Source organism: Microthrixaceae bacterium, from assembly GCA_016702505.1.
GTDB lineage: Bacteria > Actinomycetota > Acidimicrobiia > Acidimicrobiales > Iamiaceae > Aquihabitans.
In genome coordinates, this window is record JADJDU010000008.1 from 1 (window position 1) to 26,907 (window position 26,907).

General features: G+C 67.3%; 27 protein-coding genes, 1 tRNA gene, 2 pseudogenes and 1 riboswitch. Of the genes and pseudogenes, 17 read left to right on the forward strand and 13 right to left on the reverse strand.

Annotation, left to right across the window (positions count from 1 at the left end):
- The 8 genes from IPG97_08625 to IPG97_08660 all read left to right on the forward strand — a co-directional run.
- On the forward strand, window positions 1-683 hold a 683-nt coding region (locus tag IPG97_08625; GenBank protein ID MBK6856595.1), incomplete at its 5' end, for a hypothetical protein.
- 52 nt (window positions 684-735) lie between these two features.
- A riboswitch (SAM riboswitch) is annotated at window positions 736-855 on the forward strand.
- Window positions 856-907: 52 nt separating this feature from the next.
- Window positions 908-2,137, forward strand: a complete 1,230-nt coding sequence (locus tag IPG97_08630; GenBank protein ID MBK6856596.1) for a homoserine O-acetyltransferase — start codon at window positions 908-910, stop codon at window positions 2,135-2,137.
- Window positions 2,134-3,336 carry a PLP-dependent transferase gene (locus IPG97_08635; GenBank protein MBK6856597.1) on the forward strand — a complete coding sequence of 401 codons (1,203 nt, stop codon included), beginning with the start codon at window positions 2,134-2,136 and terminating at the stop codon, window positions 3,334-3,336. The genes IPG97_08630 and IPG97_08635 overlap by 4 nt, the downstream gene beginning before the upstream one ends.
- Window positions 3,337-3,345: 9 nt before the next feature.
- Window positions 3,346-3,912: a hypothetical protein gene (locus tag IPG97_08640; protein ID MBK6856598.1), complete on the forward strand. Its 567-nt coding sequence runs from the start codon at window positions 3,346-3,348 to the stop codon at window positions 3,910-3,912.
- A gap of 270 nt (window positions 3,913-4,182) precedes the next feature.
- Entirely contained in the window at window positions 4,183-5,082 is a 900-nt protein-coding gene (locus IPG97_08645; GenBank protein ID MBK6856599.1) for a hypothetical protein, read from the forward strand.
- 22 nt (window positions 5,083-5,104) lie between these two features.
- Window positions 5,105-5,716, forward strand: coding sequence for a DUF4202 domain-containing protein (locus IPG97_08650; GenBank protein MBK6856600.1), 612 nt, complete (start codon window positions 5,105-5,107; stop codon window positions 5,714-5,716).
- A 694-nt stretch (window positions 5,717-6,410) separates the two neighbouring features.
- Window positions 6,411-7,814: a hypothetical protein gene (locus IPG97_08655; protein ID MBK6856601.1), complete on the forward strand. Its 1,404-nt coding sequence runs from the start codon at window positions 6,411-6,413 to the stop codon at window positions 7,812-7,814.
- 53 nt (window positions 7,815-7,867) lie between these two features.
- Window positions 7,868-7,940 (forward strand) — tRNA-Gly (locus IPG97_08660).
- A gap of 307 nt (window positions 7,941-8,247) precedes the next feature.
- Here the strand turns inward: IPG97_08660 and IPG97_08665 are convergent.
- From IPG97_08665 to IPG97_08685, 5 genes are all read right to left on the reverse strand, one after another.
- Entirely contained in the window at window positions 8,248-8,715 is a 468-nt protein-coding gene (locus IPG97_08665; GenBank protein MBK6856602.1) for a hypothetical protein, read from the reverse strand.
- Between the two features lie 55 nt (window positions 8,716-8,770).
- A complete protein-coding gene (locus IPG97_08670; protein ID MBK6856603.1) occupies window positions 8,771-9,319 on the reverse strand; it encodes a hypothetical protein in 549 nt (182 codons plus the stop codon).
- Between the two features lie 693 nt (window positions 9,320-10,012).
- Entirely contained in the window at window positions 10,013-10,747 is a 735-nt protein-coding gene (locus IPG97_08675; protein MBK6856604.1) for a tyrosine-type recombinase/integrase, read from the reverse strand.
- Window positions 10,748-11,396: 649 nt separating this feature from the next.
- Window positions 11,397-11,735 (reverse strand): hypothetical protein, encoded by a 339-nt coding sequence (locus IPG97_08680; GenBank protein ID MBK6856605.1) that lies wholly within the window; start codon window positions 11,733-11,735, stop codon window positions 11,397-11,399.
- Between the two features lie 2 nt (window positions 11,736-11,737).
- Window positions 11,738-13,975, reverse strand: coding sequence for a relaxase domain-containing protein (locus IPG97_08685; protein ID MBK6856606.1), 2,238 nt, complete (start codon window positions 13,973-13,975; stop codon window positions 11,738-11,740).
- A 182-nt stretch (window positions 13,976-14,157) separates the two neighbouring features.
- On the opposite strand from IPG97_08685, the gene IPG97_08690 reads away from it, so the two are divergent.
- From IPG97_08690 to IPG97_08700, 3 genes are all read left to right on the forward strand, one after another.
- Window positions 14,158-14,649: a sigma-70 family RNA polymerase sigma factor gene (locus tag IPG97_08690; protein MBK6856607.1), complete on the forward strand. Its 492-nt coding sequence runs from the start codon at window positions 14,158-14,160 to the stop codon at window positions 14,647-14,649.
- The gene (locus tag IPG97_08695; GenBank protein MBK6856608.1) at window positions 14,639-14,953 is read left to right on the forward strand and encodes a hypothetical protein; all 315 of its coding nucleotides are present in this window, start codon (window positions 14,639-14,641) and stop codon (window positions 14,951-14,953) included. The genes IPG97_08690 and IPG97_08695 overlap by 11 nt, the downstream gene beginning before the upstream one ends.
- Window positions 14,954-15,104: 151 nt before the next feature.
- A complete protein-coding gene (locus tag IPG97_08700) occupies window positions 15,105-16,586 on the forward strand; it encodes a hypothetical protein (GenBank protein MBK6856609.1) in 1,482 nt (493 codons plus the stop codon).
- A 292-nt stretch (window positions 16,587-16,878) separates the two neighbouring features.
- On the opposite strand, the gene IPG97_08705 is transcribed toward IPG97_08700, so the two are convergent.
- On the reverse strand, window positions 16,879-17,016 hold the full coding sequence (locus IPG97_08705; protein ID MBK6856610.1) for a hypothetical protein: 138 nt from the start codon (window positions 17,014-17,016) through the stop codon (window positions 16,879-16,881).
- A gap of 92 nt (window positions 17,017-17,108) precedes the next feature.
- On the opposite strand from IPG97_08705, the gene IPG97_08710 reads away from it, so the two are divergent.
- Both IPG97_08710 and IPG97_08715 read left to right on the forward strand, forming a co-directional pair.
- The gene (locus IPG97_08710; GenBank protein ID MBK6856611.1) at window positions 17,109-17,822 is read left to right on the forward strand and encodes a hypothetical protein; all 714 of its coding nucleotides are present in this window, start codon (window positions 17,109-17,111) and stop codon (window positions 17,820-17,822) included.
- Between the two features lie 122 nt (window positions 17,823-17,944).
- Window positions 17,945-18,289: a GNAT family N-acetyltransferase gene (locus IPG97_08715; GenBank protein ID MBK6856612.1), complete on the forward strand. Its 345-nt coding sequence runs from the start codon at window positions 17,945-17,947 to the stop codon at window positions 18,287-18,289.
- A gap of 493 nt (window positions 18,290-18,782) precedes the next feature.
- Here the strand turns inward: IPG97_08715 and IPG97_08720 are convergent.
- Window positions 18,783-19,535, reverse strand: a pseudogene (locus IPG97_08720) (serine/threonine protein kinase).
- Window positions 19,536-19,597: 62 nt separating this feature from the next.
- Window positions 19,598-19,852, reverse strand: a complete 255-nt coding sequence (locus IPG97_08725) for a hypothetical protein (protein ID MBK6856613.1) — start codon at window positions 19,850-19,852, stop codon at window positions 19,598-19,600.
- 39 nt (window positions 19,853-19,891) lie between these two features.
- Here IPG97_08725 and IPG97_08730 point away from each other — a divergent pair, with 39 nt between their 5' ends.
- Window positions 19,892-21,226: a type IV toxin-antitoxin system AbiEi family antitoxin gene (locus IPG97_08730; GenBank protein ID MBK6856614.1), complete on the forward strand. Its 1,335-nt coding sequence runs from the start codon at window positions 19,892-19,894 to the stop codon at window positions 21,224-21,226.
- A pseudogene (locus IPG97_08735) lies at window positions 21,223-22,000 on the forward strand (nucleotidyl transferase AbiEii/AbiGii toxin family protein). The gene IPG97_08730 and the pseudogene IPG97_08735 overlap by 4 nt, the downstream one beginning before the upstream one ends.
- A 14-nt stretch (window positions 22,001-22,014) precedes the next feature.
- Here IPG97_08735 and IPG97_08740 read toward each other — a convergent pair.
- On the reverse strand, window positions 22,015-22,290 hold the full coding sequence (locus IPG97_08740; protein ID MBK6856615.1) for a hypothetical protein: 276 nt from the start codon (window positions 22,288-22,290) through the stop codon (window positions 22,015-22,017).
- Between IPG97_08740 and IPG97_08745 the strand changes: the two genes are divergently transcribed.
- Window positions 22,209-22,649 (forward strand): GNAT family N-acetyltransferase, encoded by a 441-nt coding sequence (locus IPG97_08745; GenBank protein ID MBK6856616.1) that lies wholly within the window; start codon window positions 22,209-22,211, stop codon window positions 22,647-22,649. The two genes, IPG97_08740 and IPG97_08745, sit on opposite strands and share 82 nt — an antisense overlap.
- 28 nt (window positions 22,650-22,677) lie before the next feature.
- Here the strand turns inward: IPG97_08745 and IPG97_08750 are convergent, their stop codons facing one another.
- From IPG97_08750 to IPG97_08760, 3 genes are all read right to left on the reverse strand, one after another.
- Window positions 22,678-23,010 carry a DUF86 domain-containing protein gene (locus IPG97_08750; GenBank protein MBK6856617.1) on the reverse strand — a complete coding sequence of 111 codons (333 nt, stop codon included), beginning with the start codon at window positions 23,008-23,010 and terminating at the stop codon, window positions 22,678-22,680.
- Window positions 23,000-23,305 (reverse strand): nucleotidyltransferase domain-containing protein, encoded by a 306-nt coding sequence (locus IPG97_08755; GenBank protein ID MBK6856618.1) that lies wholly within the window; start codon window positions 23,303-23,305, stop codon window positions 23,000-23,002. Before IPG97_08755 ends, IPG97_08750 begins: the two co-directional genes overlap by 11 nt.
- A gap of 96 nt (window positions 23,306-23,401) precedes the next feature.
- On the reverse strand, window positions 23,402-23,596 hold the full coding sequence (locus IPG97_08760; GenBank protein ID MBK6856619.1) for a DUF433 domain-containing protein: 195 nt from the start codon (window positions 23,594-23,596) through the stop codon (window positions 23,402-23,404).
- A 791-nt stretch (window positions 23,597-24,387) separates the two neighbouring features.
- On the opposite strand from IPG97_08760, the gene IPG97_08765 reads away from it, so the two are divergent.
- Window positions 24,388-25,068: a polysaccharide deacetylase family protein gene (locus tag IPG97_08765; protein ID MBK6856620.1), complete on the forward strand. Its 681-nt coding sequence runs from the start codon at window positions 24,388-24,390 to the stop codon at window positions 25,066-25,068.
- Between the two features lie 39 nt (window positions 25,069-25,107).
- On the opposite strand, the gene IPG97_08770 is transcribed toward IPG97_08765, so the two are convergent.
- Window positions 25,108-26,805 carry an ABC transporter substrate-binding protein gene (locus IPG97_08770; protein MBK6856621.1) on the reverse strand — a complete coding sequence of 566 codons (1,698 nt, stop codon included), beginning with the start codon at window positions 26,803-26,805 and terminating at the stop codon, window positions 25,108-25,110.
- Window positions 26,806-26,907: the final 102 nt, after the last annotated feature.

Consider the following 26,907-nt stretch of genomic DNA (forward strand, 5'->3'; position numbering starts at 1 on the left):
GACCTGCCGCGACGCTGGCACCCCTAGTCACCTCGGGCCTGGTCGATCCGGGGCTGTGGTGGGGTGAGCGTGCGACCCGATTCGGGGGCCAGTCGTGGTCTCGACCCGTGGTGGATCGGGCGGCGTTGGCCGCAGCTGGCGGGCGGGCCGCGGTGTGGGCGGCGTCGACCCGGGGCCCGAAGGTAGTGGTGGCCAGCCAGACCCGGGTAGGCGAAGCGGCGGTGGATCTGATCGGTTCGTGGCTGCCATCGACGCCCACCGTCGTCCTCCGTCGTCGGGTCAACGAAGGAATGGGACTCCTGGGAGGCGAGCAGATAGGCGAGCCGACCCTTGCGCACGGCATGGTCAAAACCGAGGAGGTAGATCCGGAAACCGACGAAGTCTTCTTGTGGAGGGTGGCGGCAGTCGTCTGCTCCCCGGTGGCCACATCGGTCCTAATGGGTTGGGGCGCGGGGGCCGGCAGGTCGGCCTGTGCTATCCGGGCAACCGTTGCGTCGCTGCTGGCCCTACCCACACCGATTGACGAGGAGTCGTGGGATGCCGGTGCTCGGGCGTTGAGCGCCGGTCACATCGACTTGTTCGCTTCGTCCATGGCGGCCGCTTTCGGGCGGCGACCCGACACCGAACTCGAGCGTTGGTGGCGGTCGCGCCTTCCGGAACGGATGACCAGAACCAGCCGTTAGGAGCGCGCGACAACTCGTTGCATCGATGGTCTCGGCTTTGACCTACGCTCTAGGTCGTCATCATGAGCGGCCCGGGAGACCGGGTCCGGCAACCTGGGACGGACACCCAAGGTGCCCTCCCACCCTCGGGTGGGGATGTGGTCGGCGCAGGTCGGCAACGAAGTGTCCGGGTTCGCCCGGCGCAGGCACCCGGTGACCCGCCCCCCGAGCAGGAGGATGAGTCGATGGACCACAGCGTCGCCCACTGGGCCGACGGGTCCCCGTTGTCGCCCCCACCGTGGATCCAGCCCCACGCATCCACCCTGCCCGCCACCGGGGCGTGGCGGCCAGGCGATCCGCTCGGTCAGCGCCAGTTCATGCGGATGGCGGTCGACCGACCCTTCGTGCTGGAAGGGGGCGGTCAGCTCCGCGACGTCACGGTCGCGTTCGAGACCTTTGGCAACCTAGACCCCGATGGCACCAACGCCATCCTGGTGTGCCATGCGTTGACCGGTGACTCCCATGCGTCGGGGCCAGCGGGCAACGGGCATCCCACACCGGGTTGGTGGGACGACCTGATCGGACCGGGCCAGGCCATCGACACGCAACGGTGGTTCGTGGTCTGTGCCAACGTGCTCGGGGGATGCCAGGGGACCTCTGGCCCGGCATCTCCGCGTCCCGACGAGCCGCACTGCTACGGGCCGGACTTCCCGGTGGTCACCATGCGTGACATCGTCCGAACCCAAGCGCGGCTGGCCGACGCTTTGGGCATCGGTCAATGGCACGCGGTCATCGGAGGGTCGATGGGGGGAATGCAGGTGTTGGAGTGGGGCGTCATGTACCCCGACCGGGTTGGTCGGCTGGTGGCTATCGCTTCGTGTGCGGCCGCCTCGGCCCAGCAGATCGCGTGGTGGAGCACCGGGCGTCGGGCCATCGCTCTCGATCCCAAGTGGCGCAACGGTTGGTACTACGACGCCAAGCCCGGCGACGGTCCCCATGCCGGGTTGTCGCTGGCCCGCATGGTGTCCCAGGTGACCTTCCGGAGCGACGACGTGTTCACCGACCGCTTCGGCCGGGCGCCGGTCGACCCTCTCGCCGACCGCATAGAGCTGTGGCAACGCTTCGAGGTCGAGCGTTACCTCGACTACCACGGAGCCAAGTTGGCTCGTCGGTTCGACGCCAATTCGTACCTGCTTCTCACCAAGGCCATGGACCTTCACGACCTGTCCAGGGGTCGGGGCAGCATGCGAGCAGCGTTGGCCCGGATCACGGCCCCGGTACTTTCCATGGGCATCACCTCGGACATCCTCTACCCCGAATACCAACAACGGGAGCTGGCCCAGGGGGTGGTGGCCGCGGGCGGACGCGCCCAGTTCCACGAGATCGACAGCCCTCACGGCCACGACGCCTTCCTCATCGACCACCAACAGGTGGCCACCGCCCTCGTCCCATTCCTGGAGTCCGACCCGAAATGACCGTCACCGAGCCCACTGACCCCACCGAGCCTCAAGCCCTCCATGCCCAGACCCGAGCCATCAGGGCTGGGCGTGTCGGTGATGACCGCTCCCTGGCCCCGGTCCTGTGGGCCACGTCGACCTTCTCGGCGGCAACCGTCGACGAGGCACGGGCGATGGCCACCACGGTGGGGCCCGACCGCTTCTATGGCCGCTACGGAAATCCGACCGTCAGTGGCTTCGAGGAACTGGTGGCGAACCTCGAAGGTGCTGAAGCCGCTCGTGCCTTCGCTTCTGGCATGGGCGCGGTGAGCGGTGTGGTGCTCGGCCTGTGTTCAGCGGGGGACCACATCGTGGCCCAACGCCAGCTCTATGCCGCCACTCAGCTCCTATTCCAGGCGGTCTGCCCCCGGTTCGGTATCGACGTGACGTTCGTGGATGGCACCGACCCCGACGCCTTTGCCGCTGCGATTCGCCCGGGCAAGACCACGATGGTGTTCGCCGAGACACCGGCCAATCCTCGCCTCGATCTGGTCGACCTGAGCGCAGTGGGTGCGATTCGGGGCCCGGTCACCGTTGTCGACAGTACGTTCGCCACACCGTTGTTGCAGCGCCCCCTGGAGCACGGCGTCGACTTGGTGGTGCACTCGGCCACCAAGGGAATTGCCGGGCACAACGACGCCACCATCGGGGTGGTGGCCGGAAGTCGGGAGCTGATCGACTGGCTCTGGGGATTCGCGGTACTCCAAGGAGCGTGCGCATCACCCTTCGATGCGCTCAACGCCACTCGTGGAATCCGAACCTTGCCGGTCCGGCTCCGACAGCAGTGCGATACAGCTCTGGCCCTGTCCTCGACGTTGGAACAACGCCAGGACGTGTCCGAGGTTCGCTACCCCGGCCTGCCGTCTCACCCTCAATACGATCTGGCCTGCCGTCAGATGGAGTCGGGGGGAAGCCTCGTCACCTTCGATGTGGCTGGCGGCCTGGAGGGGGGACGGCGGTTCGTGGAGGCCGTGAGGATCGCCCAGCACGCCACCTCTCTGGGGGGACCCGAGACGCTGGTGACCCACCCGGCCTCGACTACCCATGTGAACCTCCTGCCCGATGAGCTGGCAGCAAATGGCATCGGTCAGGGCACCATTCGCGTGTCGGTGGGGCTGGAGCATCCAGACGACGTGGTGGCCGACTTCGCGCAGGCCCTCGACCGAGCGACGAGCTGAGCCAGGTCGATGCCCGAGCTGTTGGAGGTTGAGGCCTACCGGCTGCTGGCCGAGACCGTCGTCGGGTGTCGCATCGAACACGTCGAGACCCCCGACGAGTGGTTCTTGAAGGGGGTCACAGCGCTGGAGGTGACCGATGCTCTCACCGGGGCCACCGTTGCGGGCACGAGACGGATAGGCAAGCTGCTGACCGTATCGGTAGGTGAGACCCGACCGTTGCTGGGTCTCAGGTTCGGGATGACGGGACGGCTGCTCCTCGACGACGACGGGCCGATCGATCGACTGGAGTACGCGCCCGGTCGGGACGACCCAGCCTGGGATCGGTTCTGCGCTGGTTCTCGACGACCGACGTCGTCTGCGCGTCACCGATCCTCGTCGATTGGGTGGTGTCGAGCTCGACCCAGACGTGCGGCGCCTCGGTCCCGACGCAGCATCGGTGACAGCCGCCCAGCTCCAGCGTGCGCTTGCCGGTTCGTCCAGTCCGCTCAAGGCCCGCCTCCTCGATCAGTCCCGACTGGCGGGGCTGGGAAACCTGCTGGTGGACGAGTCGTTGTGGCGAGCTGGTCTCCGCCCTGACCGCCCGGCTGGCGGTCTCCGCTCCAACGAGGTCGATCACCTGGCCGAGACGGTGCGATCAACGGTTGCGGTGCTCGGTTCACGGGGTGGTTCGAACCAGGGGGACCTACACCCACAGCGCCATCGCGACGGCACCTGCCCCAGCGACGCCACCCCGTTGCGCCGCCAGACCATCGGCGGGCGAACCACCTACTGGTGTCCGCATCACCAACGTTGAGCGGCGTCCCGGGTTCACGAGGTCTGGGCCACCGCCGGTACGATCCAGTTCCCGTGACCGCCGACCGCACCGCACCTCGTCATCAGCCCGGAGCCCGGGTCGGTCGTGACCGGCACACGCGATGGTCGTTGGTGACTCTGGCCTCCGGTTTGGTCCTGGCGACGACGCTCACGGTGATGTCGCCGGCTCCGGCCTCGTCGCTTCCCCTCTCGGTCTTGGTCGCCGAGCAGCAGGCCCAGACGAGTGCGACCACGACGGTCGGGTCCACATCTGTCCCAGTGGTAGAGGAGGAGTTGGGTAGCTCCGAGGCCGAGAACCGAAAGGTGTGGGCGGTCGTGGCCGGCTTGGTGGCAGTGGCGGTGGCGCTGAGCGTCCTGACGATCAGATACTGGCGCCAGACTCGACCGGTGCAGACCGGTGTCGGTCACCGAAGGGCCGAGGTCCGTCGCTCGAGCGGGGGGCGACGCGAACGGGGAGGCATGGTCGCCCAACACGACACGCCCAACCGCTTGGGAACCTCCCTCGACCAGCCCGAGACAGGCGCGTCTGGAGTTGACGATCAGAGTGAACTCGAACCCGAATCCGAGCCGACGGGGACCCCGATCGTCGAACCCTCCGCCTCCGAAACCCCAGAGCCGAGGAAGCCTGCGGCTGACCTGGAACCTCCACGACCCGAGCCCGAACCTGAGCCCCTCCCCGAACTCCTCGAAGCCTTCCCGGAACCCGAGCCCCTCCCCGAACACCTCGAAGCCTTCCCGGAACCCGAGCCCATGGACGCTCGTCTGATCGAGGTCTCGCCACCGGAGCCCGAACTCGTCGCTGCCCCGCCGACGCACCTCCTCGATGAGGCGGCTGAACCCGTGGATGCTCTGACGGCGGCTGTGCCCGAATCGGAGCCTGTGGAGGACCCGGATCTGGTGCTCGACCTTGATCGGCTGTTCGGGGACCGGTGAAGGCCCGATGACCGTGTCGTCGATGGCTCTGTCACAGCCCCAGTGGTTCAGGGATGCGATCGAAGCGATCGATGCGGCGAACAGCGCGGATCCGGTCACCGTGAACTTTGACGGGGAGCTGCGGGCCAAGGAGCTGGTGCACGCCGATCGCATGGGGCATTGGGCGCTGGTACTCGACCCTGATGCCACACCTGCGCAGTTGATCGCAGCCCGAGCCCATCACCTGCGCCGGTGGGTGTCACCCCGCACCGACTACCCAGAAGGCAGGGCCGGTTACCTGAAGTGGCGATCGGCCCAAAAGGTCCGACAGGCCGAGGAGCTCCGGGCGATCTTGACCGACGCCAGATGTCCAGATCCGGTGGTGGCCGAGGCGGTGGCGATCGTCGCCAAGGAACGGCTGCGCAGCGATGATCCGCGAGCTCAGCTTCACGAGGACGCTCTGTGCCTGGTGTTTATGGAGCTCCAGTTCGACGAGCTGGCCCTACAGCTTGGTGAGGCCAAGATCATCGAGGTTCTGCGCCGGACCGCAGCCAAGATGAGCGAGCAAGCCCTCGAAGCAGTCAAGATGATCTCGCTGTCGGCTGAAGGGAAGCAGCTGATCACCAAGGCACTTTCCGCCGACGAAAGTCTCTAGGAGGCGAGCCGGTAGGCGGGCCGACCCAGAAGCACGGCATGGCGAATCGAGGCAGAGCCTCGGTCTTCACAGCCTCGCAGCGAGGACGACTGGATTCGGCTCGAATGGTCTGGACCTGGGGTCCGACGATCGCGGTTGTCAGACCGCAGTTCTGGTCACGACGGTGCGGCCCGTCACCTACGCTGCGCCCAACGGTGCCGGAGGCGAGAGGGCTCACCACATGATCTGTCCCACGTGTGCAGTAGAGAACGAGGAAACCTCGAAGTTCTGCATGGGTTGCGGTTCGCCGCTACAGCCGGCAGCGGCACCACCGCCGCCGGCCGCATCGGGGGTGGCACCGCCACCCCCGCCAGGGTTCGGCACGCCGCCTCCGCCGCCCGCTGGTCTGGCACCTCCTCCGCCCCCCGCCGGCGTGGCGCCCCCACCGCCTCCTCCCGTCGGTGGTGTCGTGCCACCCCCGCCACCGCCGAGTGCGGTGGCCCCTCCGCCGCCGCCGCCCACCGGTGAGGTGCTGCCGCCGCCCTCGAGCGCAGCGGTGCCTCCTCTGCCTGGTGGCGTAGGGGCCGTACCCCCGCCCCTTCCCGATTTCGCATTGCCGCCGCCCCCGCCCACGACGGGTGGGCTTGTTCCTCCGGCACCGCCGATGCCACCCCCGCCGGTGATTAGCGACCCCGTGATTCCGCCTCCACCGCCGATGGATTCGGTGCTCCTCGGTGAGGCGGAGATCGACATCGAGATTCCCTCCGAACCGGTCCCGGTGCCGGTGCCCCCTCCAGTGTCAGACGCTGCCCCCGTGTTCGGCGAACCTGGGTCCCCTACGTTCCCGGCCCCAGTCCAGTTCGATGATGAGTTGGCACCGGAGACCGACGGGGGTCTCGCGGAGAACGCGGCTGCGGCCCCGACCGCGGTGGAGGAGGTGACCGCTGCCGAGGTCACGCCCACGACCCTCGGCGAACCGTCGCCGGTGGGCGACGTCCCATCCCCGGGATCTGCCGACGAGATGATTCCGCCTTCACAACCGGACCAGTCTGGCCCGGTGGATGCTGGCTCCCTTGGTTCCGCTGGCCCGGAAGGAACTGAGGCCGAGCCTGTGACATGGACCCCTCCAACGGCCGAGGCGGAAGCGGCCCAGCCCGAGCCTGCCTTGTCACAAGCGCTGCCGACGGATTTCACGCCTACCTCAACAACGGCTTTGCCACCGGATGTGGTTCCGCCGCCTCCGGCGTCGGTGCCGCCACCACCGTTCGAGGCCTCGGTGACGCCGCCGCCGTCCGAGTCGTACCTCCCGTTCCGGGCCTGGATCCGCCGCCCCCTGCGCCGGTGCCGCCACCACCATCGGGTGGCTGGGTTGCTCCACCTCCTCCCTCGGGAATGGTTCCGCCCCCGCCAGTCGGTGCAGTTCCTCCACCTCCCCCCGGGGCATTTGCGCCTCCAGCCCCGGGCATGGCGCCCCCTCCGGCGCCCGGCATGGCGCCCCCTCCGGCGCCGGGCCTGGTTCCGCCGCCTCCAGGGCTGGCCCCACCTCCTCCGGGAGGCTCGGTTCCACCCCCGCCTCCGGGAGGCTCGGTCCCGCCGTCACCATCGGGTTCGACCCCGCCTCCACCTGCTGGCTTTGCTCCGCCCGCGCTTGTCGGCGTGCCGTCAGGCGGGTCCCCAGCCCGGCGCCATCCCGGCGCCAATGCCACCCCCGGCGGTACCGATGCCCACCGGGCCGAGCGACCCCAACGGGCTGGGCACGGCAGCATCCCGCGTTGGGAACACACCGCGGAAGCACGCTCGTGTCGCATTTGCGGTGGCGGGAGCGGTCCTGGAACCAGACGAGGTGGTCGAGTCGGTGGTGGTCGGCAAGCTCGATGCCAACGTCGCGGTACTGGTGCTCACGGATCGGGCTCTGGTCCTGGCCGATGAGCGCCAGTGGCGTCCGGTGGTGGAGCGTTTCGCCCTCGACTCGGCGCTTCAAGTTCAGGGATGGCAGGACGACAAGACCGCCAGCCTCACCCTGATCAACCAGGGCCGTCAGATCGTGGTCGACAAGATCGCCGATCGCCCGCTGGCCGTGGAGATGGCTCAGAGGATCAGAGCTCGATCCGGCGGGTGAACCCCAGCGTGTTTTGGGTGCCAGGAAGCCCTTTGCTAGGGTGACCAACCCACGCGGACGTGGCTCAGTTGGTAGAGCATCACCTTGCCAAGGTGAGGGTCGCCGGTTCGAATCCGGTCGTCCGCTCGGAGCGAAACCCCCTGCTCAGGCAGGGGGTTTCGTCGTTCTGACCTGCCGTTCCGTGGACTGACAGGGGAGCGGAGCCGTCTCTCCAGGCACCTCCCGTACCAGCGAGTTCTCTCCCGTACCGATGCGATCTGTGCCAGAACTTGTGCCAGAAATGTGTCGAGCGTCACGCGAGGCGCAACATTGGCTCGACAGAACAGCATCGCCATCACCGTCCGGCACATCAGGAATGCCGGGCGCGCGGCCGGTCGTCGGCTCGACGATCCCCGAGGCGTCGTCACCTGAGTGATCCTCGCCGACGAGGCCCTCAATCAGGCTGGCAGGTCGACTCGGCGTAGCTGCCGATCTCCTCCTCGAGGACCCGTGTCGATTCGTCCTGCCAGGCCAGAACTCGGGGATCGTCCCCGTCGAGGGTGGCGGGGTCGGGGTCGAAACCGCGCTCCGCTACTGCATCCATGTAGTCGGAACGAATGTCGACGTAGCGGTCGATCGCCTCCGGTGCATCGTCGGGTGCCGCCTCGCTCAGGCGGCCCTGGATGCCTCGCAGGCGATCGAACGCCTCTTCGACCTGCGAAGGCGTCAGCACTGGTGCATCAAACCCCTGACCGAAGACGGCGGCGAGCGATGCATCCGAGGCGCCCTCAAGCTCCCGCACGATGGAACAGAAATCCTCGATTGAGGCGCTCGGAGTCTCGTCACCACACCCGACCAGCAATGAAAGGGCGATCACAAGCAGGATTCGGCGCACGTCGGCATTCTCACAGAGCTCAGCCACGGCGTCCCCTACCCGGGCTGGTGCTCACGGCCAACCGGCGCAGAGCGCGAGAAGTTCACCGGTTCTCTGACGGGCACCCTCCGCCCGCAACATCGAGCCGGGTCTCCCACCGGCCCTGGTGGTCGCCTTTGAGTACGTCGACGACCAGGTCGTAGCAGCCGGGATCTGGGCGACCGATAGCGAAAGTCTGATCATCGTCGGTCGCCACATCCGTGAGCGCCGCGCGGTGCTCGTCGTAGGCCTCGAGGGAGTAGCTGGTCTCGAAGCCGGAGGGCACGCGGACCTCGAGAGCGGAAGCCACAGGGACGACAGGTGGGTCTCCGCCCAGGTAGCCGGACCCGTCAGCGGAGAAGCCACAAGACCGATGCGAGATGAACAGCAATCCCATCTGGGAGGCTCGCTCATCGACGATGACCTCTGGCGGCGAAATTCTCAGCCGTCCTGGATCGCACCCGCTCAGCGGATCTGCGGTGTCATCTTTCGAGCAAGCGGCGAGGGCGACGGTGATGGCGATGCCGACGAGCAAGGTTCTGTGGCACACGCTGGTTCGACGATTGCCAGGGGACATCGGTTCCTCGGCGTTGCGGGAGCGGTCAGGTCGCATCCGTCCAGGTTGCCCGATCTGATCCGCCCGCACGTTGACCCCGAGGGAGTAGTGAGCCCCTGAGAACTCGCGTTCACAGGGGGGTCCTACCGATGGCTTGCGGTCCTGTGGAGACCGGCACTTTCGTGGCACCCGATCGGAGGCGCTAGTCGGAAGTCCGCTGGGAAACACTGGGCCGTCGAGTGCCTCCCGCTGCGACAAGACCGGCCGCGCATACCGCCGACAGACCGCCGACAACGAGGAATCTCTGGCTGGCGTCTTGGTCCTCCGCGCGGCCTTCGGGGTATGTCGTGAACGACCCGTCCTGCTGAACTCCGACTTCGCAGGTATCCCCAGGCCCCATGGTCACCCCACCACATGTCGGCTCCCGCTGCGCCGCTTGGATCCCAAGCGCAACCAACACCATGGCGACAAGTCCGAGAGCGACGGCGAAGGTCAGACGGACGCTTCTGGCTCCTCCGCTCACCCCAAGAGCCCGTGCGTCGCTCGTCTCGATCCGCGCCACGTACCGGAGCCTAAGAACTCGAGCGGATAGGTCCGCCCGTCGTCGCGTCGATGTTGTCGGACCTCGGCTGGCGCCTCGGTTCACCCACCGTGCTTGTCTGGTCGGCTCGCCTATCGGCTCGCCTCCTAAGTCGACTGCCCCCGGACGCCAGTTCCGGGCGTATTGGGGAAGCGGCGGTTGTCCACCAGTCACCAGCCCTCGGTGACCTCGGTCGCCCGTTGGTCGGGGTTGCCCCTCACGCCTACGTAGCGCTTGACCGTGAAGGCGGGGTCGGCGTGGCCGAGCTTCTCGGCGACGATGGCGGGGTCGAGGCCGAGGTCGAAGAGCATCCAACAGGCGGCGACGTGGCGGAGGTCGTGGACGGTCCACCTGGCCGAGCCGGTCCACCGCCAGCCCTTGTCGTGCTCGCCGTAGCCGGTGGTGCGGCGTAGGGGCGCGGTCATCGGCCAGCCTGCGGCGTCGGCGGCCTTGATCCAGACCTGTTGGAACGACGACCGGCGGGCGATGCCACTGCGGCGGTTCGGGAACAGCAGGCCGGTGGGGCCGTGTTCGGCGGTGACGTCGGCGACGAGTTGGGCGAGGTCGTCGGCGAGGCTCTTGGGGAAGATCGTCGTTCGGGTCTTGCCGTTCTTCGGGGTCTTGAGCGTCGGTGGGCCGGCGGAGGTCTGCTCGACAGCTCGGTGGACGTGCACGATCCGGTTCGGCTCGAACTCGATGTCGCCGGCTAGGAGGCCGGTGAGCTCGCCCCAGCGGAGCCCCGCTCGATGGGTGAGTCGCATGGCGAGGGCCCAGCGTCCGTGTCCCTGTTCGGCCATGGCCGCGAACAACGCAGCGCATTGATCGTCGGTGGGGAGGGTGGAGCGGGGGATGAAGGCTGCGGTCTCGCCTTGGCGGGCGGACTTGGGGAGTAGCTGACGAGCCACATGGGGTCGTCGTCGCGGCGGTGAGCCAGCGGAGGCGCCGGGCGTAGGTGACGAGAGCGCGCATGGCGCTGCCGACGTCCTGGACGAGCGCGTCGGAGCGTCCGGCCCTGCGGACCGAGGCGAGGACTCGGTCGCTCTCGGCGGAGTTCCACTCGATCACCGGCCGGCTGCCGATGGTGGGGAGGATCCACGCTCGGAGGAGGTACTCGTGCTTCTCCCGGTACCGGTTCGACTTCGTGGTGAGGTGGTCGTCGACGTAGCGGCAGGCGAGGTCCTCGACGGTGCGAGACCACCGGTCGGGTTCACGGATCGACGCGGCTGCTTCGAGTCGCTCCTCGATCTCGCGGGCGCGGAGCCGGGCCGCCTGTTCGGACCCGGCGGCGATGAACAGGCGCTCGCCGGTGGCGGCGTCGCGGGCGACGATGCGGTGTCGTCGTTCGCCTTCCACGGGTGCGTAGATGCGGGTGCCGTGCTCGAACACGGCAATGGGCTTGCGGGTGCGTTTCGCCACGGGGCGACCCCCTCGGACGGCAGCACGTCGGTGCTGGGTGTCAGGAGGCCGCCCTTGGTTCGCCGGTCGTCACCATGCGGGCAGCGAGCCGGTGACGATCCAAGGGTAGCGCTGAGTGTCTGTGGGCGGGTCGACCGGTCACAGGCCGAGCCCGCGGTCGGGGCTGGAGTGGGTGAGTCGGTGTTGAGCGCGGTCGAGGCGCGCTCGGGCGGCGTCGACCTTCTCTTGGTGGAGTCGGTCGGCTTCACTCTGCGGGGACGGCTCGGGTGGGGAAGTCTCGGGCCGGCTGGGGCGCTGGACCCGACGTTGGTCGGCGGACGGCTCGATGCCGGCTTCACGGTGGAGACGTGCTTGGACGGCGAGCGCGGACTCGACGGTGCTGGGCCTGGTGATGATGTCGGTGAGACGATCGGCGGGGTCGGTGGTGTCGTCGGCGTCGACGACGAGCGCATGGTTGGCTTGACGACCTCGGGTCATGGCTACGTACGCATGGTTGCGGCTGGCGGAGCCTTCGAGGACGGCGATTCCGATGTCGACGGTGTCGCCCTGGTTGCCGTACCCGGTGACCGCCCAGCCGTCGCGTGGCGGGCCGGGGGGGGGGCGCCCGTGGGGCGGTGATCGCCCGTCGGGGGGTGGCGGCGACGGTCCAGGCTGGCGGTCGCACCTTCTCGCCCTGGGGGGGGCTGTGGATCGTTGCGCGGGTGGCGGGTCGCCCGGTGGTGCCGCGGCCCTGGCCGGGGATGGCGGAGCCGGAGGTTATGGGCCGCAGTCTCGGCGGTGTTCGTGGTGATCCGGTCGGCCGGCGGCCCCATGGTTCTGGTGTGCTCGGGCGACGGGGTGGCGACCAGCTGGGTGGGCGAGGGGGGGGGGGGCTGCGGGGTCGCCGGGCGGAGCCGAGGCTGGGCGCTTCCCAGTGGGGCCGGGGGGTGGGCGGGTGGGGGGTCGCCCAGGGGCGCCCCCGGGCGCACGCGAGCTGCCGGGTCGCCCACGGCGACGAGCCGCCATCGGTTGAGGCGCACGAGGTCGACGAGCCGAGCCAGATCCGCGGTCGCGGCCATGCCCGCTTCGTCGAGGAGAACCGTGGTGCCCGCAGGCCAGGGTGTCGGCCGGCCCCGGTTGCGGGTGAGGAACCCGGCGACGGTGTCGGTGGGGCAGTGGGCTTCGGTGGCGAGGACGTCGGCGGCCTTGCCCGAGGGCGCGAGCCCGACCACCGGTCGGCCACGTGCCTGCAGCACCCCGACCGCGACCGCGGTCGTGTGGGTCTTGCCCGTGCCTGCCGGTCCCACCACGACCACGAGCTGATCGTGCCCGGCGATGGCCAGGGCCGCAGCTCGCTGAGGATCAGCGGTCGATCCGACCGGGCGGGTATGGCTGGCGGCCCAAGCTTGAAGCTCTTCCTCCTGTCGGAAGACCCCCGGGTTGGTGAACCGTCGGTCGGTGACGTGCTCGGTGAGGGGTCGCCCGTCCCTCCTGTGTCGGCTGGTGTCGTTGCGTTCGGGGCCGAGGGCGGTGCAGCGCTTCTCGGCCAGGGTGGCCAGGCGGTCGATCTCCTCGACGACCGCTACGGCGGTCGGGCACCGGTAGGGTTCGATGATCGTGGCGAGGTGACGAGCCAGATCGGCTCGCAGCCACGTCGACGCCTCATCGCTGGCATGAAGCAGTGCTTCGTCGATCAGGTCCTCGTCGTGGACTCGACCGTCGGGCCACCCCTGGAAGGTGATCGCCTTGGCGATGAGGTGTTCCGGGTCGTGACCGAGCCGTCGAGCCTCGTCGACCCACTCAGCCCGGAGCACGGCCGCGTCGATCCCGTGCTCCTTGTCGGGCCTGGACTTCTTTGCAGCGTCTCGTTCCAGGGACGCGATGGTCCTCGTATCTGGATCGGCGCCGTCATGGCTGGCGCTCCACCGGCGGATGAGCTCGCTGTGCTTCTCGGCGACCTGGTTGCTGCGCTTGGAGAACCCGTCACGGAGATCGGCCGAGATGCAGGCCAGGTCCTCGACCATCCCGTCGTGCTCACGCCACTCGACCCCGAGCCGAGCGGTCAGCTCACCCCGAAGGGCGGCGTCGTAGATCCAGCCGATGGTGCGCTGCTGACGCTTCAGGAACCGGGCATCAAGAGCGAACCAGCCGCCGCTCTCGTCCTGCACCTTCGATGAGATCACCGCATGGGTGTGGAGTTGAGGATCGACGGTCCGCGACGTGTGCTGGCGGAACAGCGCCGCGGTGACCCCGAGCGTGTCGACCTGGAACAACCCATCGGTGCCCCGGCGGGTCACCGCCCCATGGCGTTGGAACCAGCCCATCGCTGCATCGACGGCCGCGTCGTGGGCGGCGAGCACCTCGGCCCGCACCCACGGGTCCGGCGACAGGGCCCACAGCACCGACACCGACTTGGGTGCCGAGAACGTCGCATCGAACCCCCGGGCAGATGCGTTCCCGAACCGGCGACCCAGCCGGTCACCGGTTCGGGGGTCCTCGGCCTCGAGCAAGGACCGCAGGTCCGCCCCGTCCACCGGGCCGGCCAGTCCGAGAGCGGCACAGCCATCACCCCACCAGCGGCCCGGCGGCTCATCCGGATCCAGGTAGTAGTCCACCGGCCCACGCGCCGGGCCCGGCCGCTCCGGGTCCTCGGCGAGCCCCGCGTAGTAGGCGAGCAGCCGGCCCACCTTCGCGGCTGGCACCTTGAGCGTCGTCACCCGCATCACGACGACCACCATCCACACCGGGGTCGTGCGAACGGTCGTGCCAGAGGTCGTGTTCGCCCACCCGTTTGCGCGAATGCACTCGTCTGCTGCTCCATGCCCTTGTAGGCCGAGAAAGGCGGCTTGAACCGCGTGTTGCGGCTGAATTTCTTCCGGACGCGGTAAACGTCCTGGTCAGCCTGCGACTGTGTAGATCAGTGGATGGACTGCGATCGGACTTCGAGGAGGTGTTCCTTGCCGACTACGCGCGCGTGGTCCGGGTCGTGGCGCCGATCGTCGGGTCGGTCGAGGACGCAGAAGCCGTTGCCCAGGAGGCGTTCCTCAAGGCGTTCACCCGTTGGCGCCGCATCGGTGGATACGACCAACCGGGAGCCTGGGTACGAAGGGTTGCCATTCGTGACGCGGTACGCCTCGCTGAGCGCAACCGTCGCCCGGTTCCCGAACCATCGCCGGGTGCCGATCCTGCGGACACCGCAGCCAAGAACGTCGATCTGGTCCGGCTGCTGCAGGACCTGCCGGCCAGGCAGCGCGCCTGCGTCGTGCTGTACCACCTGGCCAGTTGGTCAACCGCTGAGGTGGCGGAGTCGCTCGGGTGTAGCGCAGCGACCGTGCGGGTCCACCTCCACCGTGCCAAGTCCACGCTTGCTGCAGCGCTCGGTGAGCGCGAGGAGGTGACCGATGAGCGTTGACGACGTCCTCGACTCGACAGGTCTGCCCGAGGTCTCGGTTCGCACGGCGGAGGCGCTGGACCGAACGGTCCGCCGTGGGCGTGAGCATGTGAGACGCCGCCGTCGGTTCGGGGGTGCGGCCGCAGCGATCGTCATCGTTGGTCTCGTCGGCGGGCTGCTGAGCATCACCGGCGACGACGACCCAGATCACGTGGTGGCCGGACCGACCGCCGACGATTCGGATCGCGGATGTCGGACCGACCATCGACGACCCGACCTCGGGGTCTTGGCGTCCCATCGCCAGCTCGCCGCTGGAGCAGCGTGACCAGGGCGTGGCCGCATGGACCGGCGAGGAGGTTCTCATTGCCGGAGGATCGAGCACGCCGCCATGCTCGGCGAGCGCTGACTGCCTGCGTGCGCTGGAGCCCCGAGCGGACGGCGCGGCCTACGACCCTGGGGCGGATCTCTGGCGACCGATGGCCGACGCACCAGTCCCCTTCGTCAGGGGCGTCGCCACATGGACCGGAAGCGAGATGCTCGTGCTCGCAGACGTGACAAACGCGCCCGACGCACTGCTCTCCTACGACCCGGCCGCTGACCGGTGGACCCGCCGAGCGAGCCCGCCCGACAACGAACTTCGGAGCATGGCGTGGACCGGGGATTCGTGGGTCGGTATCGCGCCCAACGGCGGCTCGGATCTGACCGCGTGGCGCTATCAACCCAACACGGACTCCTGGATTCCCGTGGATCCCGATCCGATCGGCCGTCTCAGCGACCGTGCGTTGGTGTGGACCGGAAGCGAGCTGGTGCTCCTCGGAAGTCGTTACGACCAGCCCGGCCAACCCCCCAACGGCTTGTGGCAGGCAGCAGTGCTCGGCTCCGACGGATGGCGTCAGCTCTCCCGCTCCGAAATCGACAACAACGGCGGCTCGTGGGTCGCGCTAGAGGGCTTGGTCGTCAACCTGGGCACCGGTCGATCGAACGGATTCGCCACGGGCGGCGTCCTCGACGTGGGCTCGGGGACCTGGACAGCCCTGCCGGCCGAGGCCCGCCCGGGCATCGGGGGTCGCACCAGCTACGCCGGCACCGCCGGACGATGGGTCGTCGACGACGACCGACTCCTGGATCCCGCAGCCGGTACATGGCATCGCGTCGAGGACCGAGGCGACTCCATCGTGCCGGCTGTTGCGGTTTGGACGGGCTCGGAGATCGTCACATGGGGCGGAACGATTCAACGGGAATCGGGAAACCCTGAACCGGTGGACATCGGCATGGCATACACGCCGCCCGACGACCTTTCCCCAGCCGAGCCAGATCCCGCACAGTCGTCCGGTTTCGCTGTTCCAGGTGGTCCGACGCTGGCCCCAGGGGACGCTGAGGGTGCACAGGAAGTGGTTCTTCGGTTCCTCGACCGGCTTCGGACCGATGATCTGGCGGGCGCTGCGGAGTTGTGGTCGGGCTACCCAGATGCCGACGAGAGCGCAGAGATCAGTGCACTGCTGGATCGCTTCCGCGAGGAGCACGGCTGGCTCATCGATGATCCTGCCCCATTGGTGTTCGTCTCTCCTTCGACCGGTTTCGAGGTTGCGGCACCGATCGTGACCCTCCTCGCCGAAGGAAGGGACGGTCGACCCCGAGCAACGGCCTTTGTCACGGGTCGTGCCGACGACGGTTCCCCGATCATCATTCGCCTGCCGAGTCCGGCGAAACGGGTCACGCCGGCTGGGGGCTCCACTGTCGAACCCGGTCAGTCGGTCACGTTGGCCGCAACTCCCGTCGAGGGAGGTGTTCGGGCATTCATCAACGGCTCGGAGGTGCCGTCAACGCTTGACTTCCGAACGAACACCCTGACCATCGAGATCCCCGCAGGAACCGATGGCGACGTCGCTCTCACCGTGTGCGTCGCCACCCCCGAAGAACCTGCCGCATACGCCATCTGGTACGCCTTGTCGCCTTGAGACGCCGAGCAGATCCAGAGGCTGGGGGCGAGGCTGAGGTCGACGTCGACCTGTGTTGGGAGCCAATGCGTCGTGGCTCAGCAGGGTTCAGACGCCGGCGTCATGGGATGTTCCCCGGGTCGGTCGACTCCCGGGTGCAGACGACCCGCCAGTCGTAGCTCGGGCCGCCCGGCCTGTGGTCGTCTCGCTGCACGATCGTGACTCGATCTTCGCTGATCTCGACATCGAGCGCCTGTTCGTTCTCCGGCCTCGGACAAGGGTTGGCGGGATGGCGTCCCCATCGTGGACCCACCTATAGAAGCCGTTTTCGGCCGTCGTCATCCCAGGGGATCGCCAGCTCGAGCTGCAAACCGTCGACCGACCAGGTCCCGACCTGCAGGCCGTCGTGCTCGCCTATCACCTCGTAGGTGAAGCGCCCGTCGGCCTCCACCGCAACGATGGTGGGTCGGTTCGGGTGTCCATCGCTGTTCCCCCTCTCCTTCTGACCCTGCAATTCGCTGATTCAGAGGCTATGATCTTGGGATGATCCTCGCTTGGCCGCTCACGACCTCCACGGAGCTTGCTGGTGTGCTCCGTCCTGGAGGGCACCTTCGTGCGGACTCGTCGCTGCGCTCGCTTCGAGACAAGGGCTTGGCCGCCGAGCCCATCACCGTCGTTCCGCGTTCGGTTCGGGGCGCCGATGGTCGGGTCGTCTGGTACTCGTCGCTCATGGTCGATGTGGCCCGGCTCGTCAGGGTGGGCGACCTGGCGGCGGCAGGGGCCGTTCACGCGGCGGCCACCAAGCTCGCCGGCCACCGAGCGGCCAGGTTCGTCGCGGAGTGGCTGGCCGAACACGGCGGACCCGATCCAGATCCGGCCGAGATCGATCTCGGAACGGGTGGGGCACTCACCCGGTTGGCCACGCTGACTGCATCGGCGCGCGCTCGGCTCTTGCCGGATCTCCGCATCGACACGTTCGCTGGTCGGGTCGCTGACGTATCCGGTCGGGTCGCCTTCGTTGTCGACGAGGAGGGGCGGTCGCTGCCGATCCCGGCTCCGTCCGGTTCGCCGATGGCGTGGGCGGGTGCCCTCGTGGTCGTGGATACCGAGGAGTTGTCGGGTGGCGCCACGACCGTGTGGGTTCGTGCCGCGTTCGATCCGGAGGCAGATCTGAACGAGCGGGTGCCCGGTGGGCCGCACCTCCTGACGCCGGCGGAGCGGGAGCGGCTGTCGCGCCCGGTCGCCGCGGCCGGGTGATACTGCGGCTGCTCGACACGACGGCAGGAGACGCGAGTCGTCTCGCCGGCTTCTCCTGCTCGAGCGGGCAGTCGTACGAGGACGAGGTCGAAGCGTGGATCACGACTCGTGCCATCGGCTGGATGAACGACGTTCCCAGAACCACCTTCCAACGGCGCGCGCTGGCGCTCGTGGAGGACAGTGACGATCTCGTCGCCGTGGTCGCATGGCAGGACATCGTTCGCGTGGACCTCGAAGGGATCTGGCTCGAGGTCCTCGCTGTAGCCATCGACTATCAGCACTCCGGCGTAGGTCGGCAGATCTTCGACCTCACGCTGGATCACCTGGGCACGGTGGACCGAAGCGGCGACCGCATCGCCGGGTTGGTTCACGTCGAGAACGTCCGCAGCCAACGGCTCCTCACGACCGTCGGCTGGAGCGCGGTCACGACCATCGGCGATCACGACCTGTGGGTCGGCTCCTTCTGATCACCATCGGGCGAGGTCGCCGACGGAGCAGGATACGATGGGATGCACAGGTACGGATCCGTCGACTGGCGGCGTCTGTGCCAGAAGTTGTGCCAGAGGTGCCCGGTCGGCGGGCCGATACCACTGCTGACCTGGGCGTTCGTCGTCCGACAAACGACCGAAGCCGCACCTTGCCAAGGTGAGGGTCGCCGGTTCGAATCCGGTCGTCCGCTCCGGAGCGAAACCCCCTGCTCAGGCAGGGGGTTTCGTCGTTCGACAAGCGGTTTGGGGGCCTGGGCGGACGGTTCGAGCGTCCCGATGGTCACCTCCCGTACCAGGGCGTTCCTTCCAGTACCCGTGCGTTCTGTGCCAGGATTTGTGCAGAAATGTGACGAGCGTCATAGGACCTTTTCGGCGTGGCGTGCCAACCGACATGCGATAGACAAGGCCGTGTCGGTGAGAGACGGCTCCTGGGCGCACTGCACTTGATCGCGGTGGTCCCCTGCTGTTGCGGCTACGCGACGGGCGGTGCCGAGCTCTCTGTCCAAGCGGCCACGAACTCGGCGACGGAGGCGAAGCGGAGGTCTGGGTCGGTGCGGGTCGCACCGGCGATGACGTCTCGTTGGTGAAATGATCCCCGCCAACGGTCGGGCCCGGCGAGTAGATGGTGAAGCGCCCGGCCGAGCCCGAAAACCGTGGTGCGCTCATCGGTGAGCCCGCCTTGGCGTAGCTCCTCGGGGGCCATGTAGTGCAGCGATCCGGGGAGCCGCTCACCGGAGACCGCGAATGGCCCAGGTCGGTATTCGTCGAGGTCGATGAGCCGCATGGTCTCCGTAGCTTCGTCCCAGAGAAGGGTGCCGTCGTAGAGATCGACGGCCACGAACCCGGCCGCTGCCACCGCCAGGTGGGCATCGAGGATCGACGCCGCGGCGCCGAGCACGACATCAAGCGGTTGGGTCTGGAATCGAACCAGCCCGGACCGGTCGCTGCCGTGGCGGGTGGCGGCGTTGAGCACCTCTCCGTCGTGCCACGGCTAGACCAAGCGAACGTCGTTGTCACCTCGATCCTGCATGTGGATCGGAGCGACGATGACCGGGTGCGTCACCGATCGGTGGAAGGTGATCGCGCGCCGCAGCGACTCCGCGGCAACAGCCGTCGTTGCCACCTTCACGAATAGGCGAGCACCTTCTACGGCGACGCAGTAGGAGCGGCAGGCTGAGTCCTGCTCACCGAACACGGCGAAGGCCTGAGCGAGGTCAACTTCCACCCGCGAAGTGAACCACGAGTGCGGGGCAGCACGCCCGACATGGTGCTCGCCTGCTCAGCGCGTCACCAGTTGTCGGTGAGGGCGGTGGCTCGTGCGTCGGGGTTGCCTCGGATGCCTACGTAGCGCTTGACGGTGAAGGCGGGGTCGGCGTGGCCGAGCTTCTCGGCGACGATGGCGGGGTTGAGGCCGAGGTCGAAGAGCATCCAGCAGGCTGCGACGTGGCGGAGGTCGTGGACGGTCCACTTGGCCGAGCCGGTCCAGCGCCAACCCTTGTCCTTTGTCCCGTAGCCGGCGGTGCGGCGTGGGGGAGCGTTCATGGGCCAGCCGGCGTTCTCGGCGGCCTTGATCCAGACCTGTTGGAACGAGGACCGGCGGGCGATGCCGCCGCGGTGGTTCGGGAGGAGGGGGCCGGTCGGGCCGTGCTCGTTGTGGACGGCGTCGACGAGTTGAGCGAGGTCGACGGCGAGGCTCTTCGGGAAGAAGGTGGTGCGGGTCTTGCCGTTCTTCGCGGTCTTGAGCGTGGGCGGTCCGGCGGAGGTCTGCTCGACGGCTCGGCGGACGTGGACGATGCGGTTCGGTTCGAACTAGAGGTCGCCGGCTTGGAGGCCGGTGAGTTCGCCCCAGCGGAGTCCGGATCGGTGGATGAGGGCCATGACGATCGCCCACCGTTCGTTGCCCTGGTCGGCCATGGCGGTGAACAGGTCGGCGCACTGCTGGTCGGTGGGGAGGGTGGAGCGGGGGATGAAGGCCGCAGGCTCGTAGCGTCGAGACTCGCGATGCGGGACGGGGACACCGCGGCTGGGGTGCGAGGTGTCGGTCAGTTGCTAGAACTGATGAAAAGCAAGGGATCCCGCAATCATTTGACAGCGGAAGGCCGAATGGGGGAGCCTGTTTTGCGCATGCAGACGCTGACCTGGCACGAACTGCCTGACTACCTGCTCTCTCGTGGGACGACGTCGTTCACCACCGAGGAGGCCGCGGATCTCGTCGGTGGCTCGCGCCCTGCGGCGCACCAGGGGCTACAGCGGCTGATTCGAAAGGGCGAGGTGTTCTCGCCGGCCCAGGGGTTCTACGTACCGATTCCGCTTGAGTATTGGGTGTGGGGTGGGTCGATCCCGGCCGCCGAGTTCATTGACCAGATGATGCGCCACCTCGACCGCCGCTATTACGTCGGCCTGTTGTCGGCGGCTGAGATCCATGGTGCTGCCCACCAGCGGCCTCAGGTGTTCCAGGTGATGGTCGACAAGATGCTCCGCAATCGTGATCACGGGAGGGCGCGTCTCCGCTTCTTCGTGAACCGACGAATCGACGACATCCCCACGGTGACGAGTCGCACCCGCACCGGCGACATCCTTGTTTCCACGCCCGAGGCCACCGCCCTCGACTTGGTCACTCGACCGCTCGATTCTGCGGGCCTCGACAACGTCGCCACCATCCTCGTCGAACTGGTCGAGGACCAGATGCTCGACCCCATCGAACTGGCGAAGGTCGCCGAGCACTTTCCCGTGGCGACCGTGCATCGGCTGGGTTGGCTGCTCGACACCTTCACCGAGGACTTCGACTCGGGGCCCCTCGCGGCGTTGGTGGGCTCAGGGTCGGTCACGGCGCTCGATTCGCAGGCTGGTCGACGGGGCACCATCGATCAGCGGTGGCGCCTCATCGTGAACCGAGAGATCGAGCCGGACGTGTGATCACCTCGACGCAGCTCACGTACTGGTCCACCGTCGTCCCCTGGATCGGCGGCGACCAGGTCGAGCAGGACCTAGTTCTCTCGCGCCTCATCGTCGAGATCGCACAGGACCCCCTACCTCGGTGACGAGTTGGTGTTCCGAGGAGGCACCTGTCTGCACAAGCTCTACGACACCGGATTGGCCCGCTACAGCGAGGATCTCGACTACGTCCGGCGAAGCGGTGGGGGCATCGGTGATCTCACGCGTGCTGTGTCGGCGATCGGCGAGCGGCTGGGCATGGAGGTTCGGACCAAGATTGGCCGCCACCCCAAGATTTTCCTGCGGGCACCGTTCGAGTCAGGGGCAGGGACGATGCGCGTCAAGGTCGAGGTGAACACCTTCGAACGGGCCCCGGCCCGGCCGCTGACGCGCGTGCCGTACGGGCTCGAGTCGCCGTGGTTCAACGGTAACGCCGAGGTGCAGACCTTCGATCTGGCCGAGCTCGTCGCCACAAAGATCCGCGCCCTGTTCCAACGCTCGAAGGGCCGTGACCTCTTCGACCTCTGGCTGGCCATCACCCGACTCGGCGTCACCCCGGAGGATCTCGTCGCTTGCTTCGGTCCCTACCGACCGGACGGCTACACCGCTCGCCGAGCCGAACTCAACCTGCGCGAGAAGCTGGACGACGAAGGGTTCCGCCGAGACCTGATCCCGCTCGTCGGCGCGTGGCCCGAGGGTTACGACATCGATGAAGCCGGGGAACTCGTCATCGGCACAGTGCTCCCGCTGCTCTGACGCGTTGACCATCGCTATCCGGGGCGGCGGTCCTCGGCGACGATGTCGTCGACTTCAGGGTCATACTTCGCGAGCGCCCAGGCATCGACGCCTTCGTGCTTCAACAGGACCGGCTTCTCGAGCGCTCGTCCCACGGTTCGAAGGAACGCGAAGCACGCATCGAGTCCTTCGCCAGCCAACTGGCGACTGTCGAAGTCGAAGTCGATCGATGCCTCTACAAGGCGCTCTACGTGCACGAGGGCGAGGATCCTTTCCCCGAGTCCATCCTCGACGAACCCCAGCTCGGGCACTACTTCGAGGGTTCGGAGCCGCCTGTGGAGACTTTGGTGTTGTAGCTCTCGACGGTGAGGTCCCGGTCGGCGCTTGCTGGGTACGGGTCTTTCCCCGCGACGCTCCTGGCTACGGCTGGGTCGACGACGACGTGCCTGAGCTGACAGTCGCAGTGACGGATCCAGCGAGAGGGAGGGGCTTGGGGACGACCCTGATCGAGATGGTGCTGGACCACGCAGCTGCACGAGGGGTCCTGCGCGTCAGTCTCAGTGTCGACCCAAGATCACCGGCTGTCCGGCTCTATGAGCGGCTCGGGTTCGAGCCGGTCGGCCGATCGGGAACGTCGATCACGATGGAGCGAGCGACCAGTGGTTGTTGAGCGGGCGGGGTCGGATCGCGGTGGGCTGTCAGGGGCGTGGTTCGTCCAAGGCGGCGAGGACTGCGGGAAGGTCGTGGCTGATCGTGGCCCACAAGACATCGATGTCGATGTCGAAGTAGTGGTGGACGAGCCGATCGCGCATCCGGGAGGCGGCGGACCATGGCACAGCGGGGTACTCCGCCTTGCCTTCGATGCTCACCTGCTTGGCGGCTTCTCCCACGATCTCGATGAGCTTGGTCAAGGCGAGCCGAAGCATCTCGTCGTCGTCGAGGTCGGATCTGGTACGGCCCTCGGTGAAACGGAGCGCAGTGGTGGCAGCCTCGCGAAGGTGGAGCAGCCGGATGGTGTCGTCAGGCCGCATAGAGATCGACGGCCGTCTCGCGCACCTGGTCGCGGAAGTGACGACTCAGGTCCCCGTAGGTGCGGAGCTCGACCTCCCTGCCGAGCGCGGCACCCAGCTCCAGCTCCATCGCGGCTATGCCAAACAGGCCGGGCGTCCGGTTGGGTTCGAACTCGACCAGGAGGTCTACGTCGCTCTTGGCGTTGAAGTCGGTGCGCAAAACCGATCCGAAGGCGGAGAGGCGTTGGATGCCGTGACGAGCGGCGAAGTCGGCCAACACCTCATCGTCGATGGCCACGCCCGGCCGGAGTTCCATCTCACGAGGATACGCAACGGGAGCGCGTGGGGCGGAGCGGTGTGGGTGGGTTGGCCGGGTAGGTTCTCTCAGACTGATCCCGGACTCGACGGCCTCTCAAGCGACGGCGGCGTAGCGGAGGCTCTCGGTCACGTCTTCGGCCTCGAGGTCAGGGTGCTCGGCGAGGATCTCCTCGACGGTCATTCCGTCGGCGACCATGGCGACCACGGTCGCGACCGGGAAGCGGAGGTCGCGGATGCAGGGAACACCGCCCATGCGGGCCGGGTCGGTCGTGATGCGCTCGAACGCCATGGTGACCACGGTAGGACCGCTGCGAGCTTCAGCGAAGGGTGTTGCGAGAAGCCCGACAAGCTACACGCCACCACAGCTCGACACCCGTGGGTACGGGACGCACCGGAAGGCCCGATCCAGCGGAATTGTGCCCAGAATTGTGCCCAACCAGGGAGGAGTCGCCGGTGAACCCTTGTGGCACAACGGTTACCGGGCCTGAACGACCCTGTTCCCGAGCACCTTGCCAAGGTGAGGGTCGCCGGTTCGAATCCGGTCGTCCGCTCCATAGAAGTGCTGGTGGAAGGCCCCTTCGGGGGCCTTTCGCCGTTTCGGCCTTCGGGCTGCTCTACCGGTCCGAGGTTGAGCGAGCTGTCCGGGCGGAGGTAAAGCTCGGACCGGACGCCTACGTGTTCGCGGGTGCCGGCAGGTAGCGAGGCTCGACAAGGTCTGGCCAAGGGTGTCGATGCGTGGGTGGGTACCCGAGCACTACTTCGTCGAGGTGGCTTCCGTGCTCCGACGAGCTGAGCTCAACGGGGTCGCGACTCAGGCGCTCGTAGCGGACGCGTTCGCAGAGTTGATGGTGTCGCCGAGGTCGTTACCCTTTCTCGGCGATGTCAACTCCTGTTGCACAACCCGAGCCACAGGGGAGGACCGCGTTTTCACGGCGTCAGGTTTTGGCCCTGTGCGGCGGGGTTGCTGCCTGTGCGTTCGGCGGGGGAGTGGTTCTGGAACGACTCGGGTCTGATGGCCCCGGGTCGCCGGTGGACAAGGTGCTCGGGCGGAGACCACGCACCACCAACCTTGGCCGACGCATGGCAGTAGAACCGAACGCCGTGTTCGGGGTGGACACCGACGAGAAGGTGGTGGCAATCAGCTTCGATGATGGTCCAGACGCTCGGTACACCACCGATGTCTTGGACGTGTTGGCCCTACACCGCAGCCACGGCACCTTCTTTCAGGTTGGGTTGAACGCTTTGGCCCACCCCGAGCTCGTCATGGCGGTGCAAAGCGGTGGCCACTCGATCGGCAACCACACACGGAGTCATCGGGCGCTCGACCTGTTGGCCGCCGAGGAAGCCTTCGAGGAGATCCTGCGGGGCGCGGCTGACCTGCGTGCCGCGGGGGCACCGGTGCCGTCGCTGGTCAGACCGCCCTATGGGATGACCGACGAGGTCGTGGGCGCGTTCATCACCGCTCAGGACTACCAAAGCGTGTTCTGGACGACCTCGGTGGAGCGACACTTGAGAGATCAGAGCCCGGACCGCGCCGTCGCTCGGATGGTGGCGGGCGCCATGCCGGGCGATGTCCTGTTGGCCCACGACGGCAGCGGAGCCGTCGATCTTCCCGAGAGCAAGCGCAGCGACCGATCCAGGACCATCGCGGCTTTGCCTGCTCTACTTCAAGGCCTAACCGAGCGCGGGTTTCGTGTCGTCGACATCCCTCGACTGTTCGAATGCGGTCCACCTCGTCGTGTCGATGCAGGCGAGGCATGAGCGTCGGCGCTACTCGGCGCTACTCGGCGCTAATCGGCGCTACTCGGCGGTGCTCGCCTGGCTCGCGCCTTCGATCCACAGACCGATCAGCGGGTGGCCGGTGACCAGGCGCTGAGATGGGGGATCGCCGGCGGGTAGGTCCGGCCCGAGGACGCCGTGGATGTTGGGAGCCATGGCAACGGCCCAGGGTTGGAAGAACAGGTAGATGTTGTAGGCCTGTTCACCCAATCGGCGGTTGACCGCCTCGTAGGCTTCACGCCGAGCCTTCTCTGATGAGACCGTTCGTCCTTCGTTCAGGTTGTCGTCGATCGCTTGATCTTGGAAGCCGTTGAAGTTGACGATGCTGGCCCCGCTCCACCAGATCTGGTTGGAATCGGGGTCATCTCCGGGTTGGTTGCGGAAGTACATCATGTCGAAGTCCTTGTCGATGGCCCTCTGGATCAGGTCGACCTGTTCCTCCACCTCGACTGTGACCGTGAACCCCGCCTTTTCGAGCATCTCCTTGGCCAGGATCGAGATCCCAAGGGTCGAGGGGTTGTTGGTCGACACCAGCGTGAAGGCGGTGTCGCCTCCGGAGGCCTTGAGCTTGTCGACGTAGGCCTTGGCCGCTGCGGGGTCGTATTTGGGAAACCCGTTGTCCTTCAGGTGGCCGAGGACCTCGCTGGCGAACGGTCCGCTGGCCAGTTCGGGGAAACCAAAGTTCGATATCTCGTTGAGCTTCTCTCGGTCGATCGCCTGTGCGGCTGCGACCCGAGTTGCCTGCTCGCTGAAGGGCCCTCGGGTGGTGTTGAGCATGAAGTACGCGGTCTCGGTGTATTCATCGCTGACGATCATGTTGGCCGCTCGGTCCGAGCTCAAACGGGTCAGGTTGCGGGCGATGTCAGCCGATGCACTGGAGTGCATGATGTTGATTTCGCCGCTCCGCAGCGCTGCCACTCGACTTCCGTCGCTGGAGATGGGTCGGAAGTCGATCGAATCCACGTAGGGGTATGGCTTGCCATCAGGGGCCTTCAACCAGTACTTGTCGTTGCGGATCAGCTTGACGCTCTGGCCCTGCTGCCAATCGTTGAGCTTGAACGGCCCGGTGCCGATGGGCTTGAGGCCACAGTCTTCCTTGCTGGCATCGAGTTGAGCCTGGGCAACGATTCCGATGCGGCCTGAGCTGTACAGGGCGGCGGGGAATGCCACCCATGGAACCTTCGTCTTGACCTGCACAGACAGGTCGCCGACGACTTCGACCGACTCGATGTCCTCGAACACGAAGGCGATGAGGAGCGCGGCCCGCGAGGAGTACTTTCCGCGGTACGCGTCGAGGTTGTTCTTCAGGACCTCGGCGGTGAGCTTGCTTCCGTCGTGGAAGGTGATGCCTGGGCGAAGCTCGATGGTCCAGGTCTTGAAGTCGTCGCTGGCCTCGACAGATTTGGCCAGGTAGGGGGAGTAGCGCCCGTCGCCATCCGGTACCACTAAGGGGTCGAAGATCGCCCTGGCGATCTGGATGCCAGAGATGGCCAATTGGGCCTCTGGCAGACAGAAGGTGGTGGTGTCGGCCTCGAGGCCGTATACGAGCTGTCCGCCACGGGTCGGCTTGACGTCGGGGTTGAAGCCGCTCTCCACCGGATCTGCGCTCAGGTCGGGAACGTCGACATTGGCCCCGTCTGATCCTCCACCACCGCAGGACGTAAGAAGCAGAGGTACGACGGCGATGACCCCGAAAGCGGACCTGGCGATACGACCCATTTCTCAGCCTTCCTTGGCGAGGAGCGTTCTCGGACTGTTCCCGATCGTTGGGTTCGGCCTACCTGAAGTCGTTTTGAGGGATTTTCATCCATCTGGGCCGAA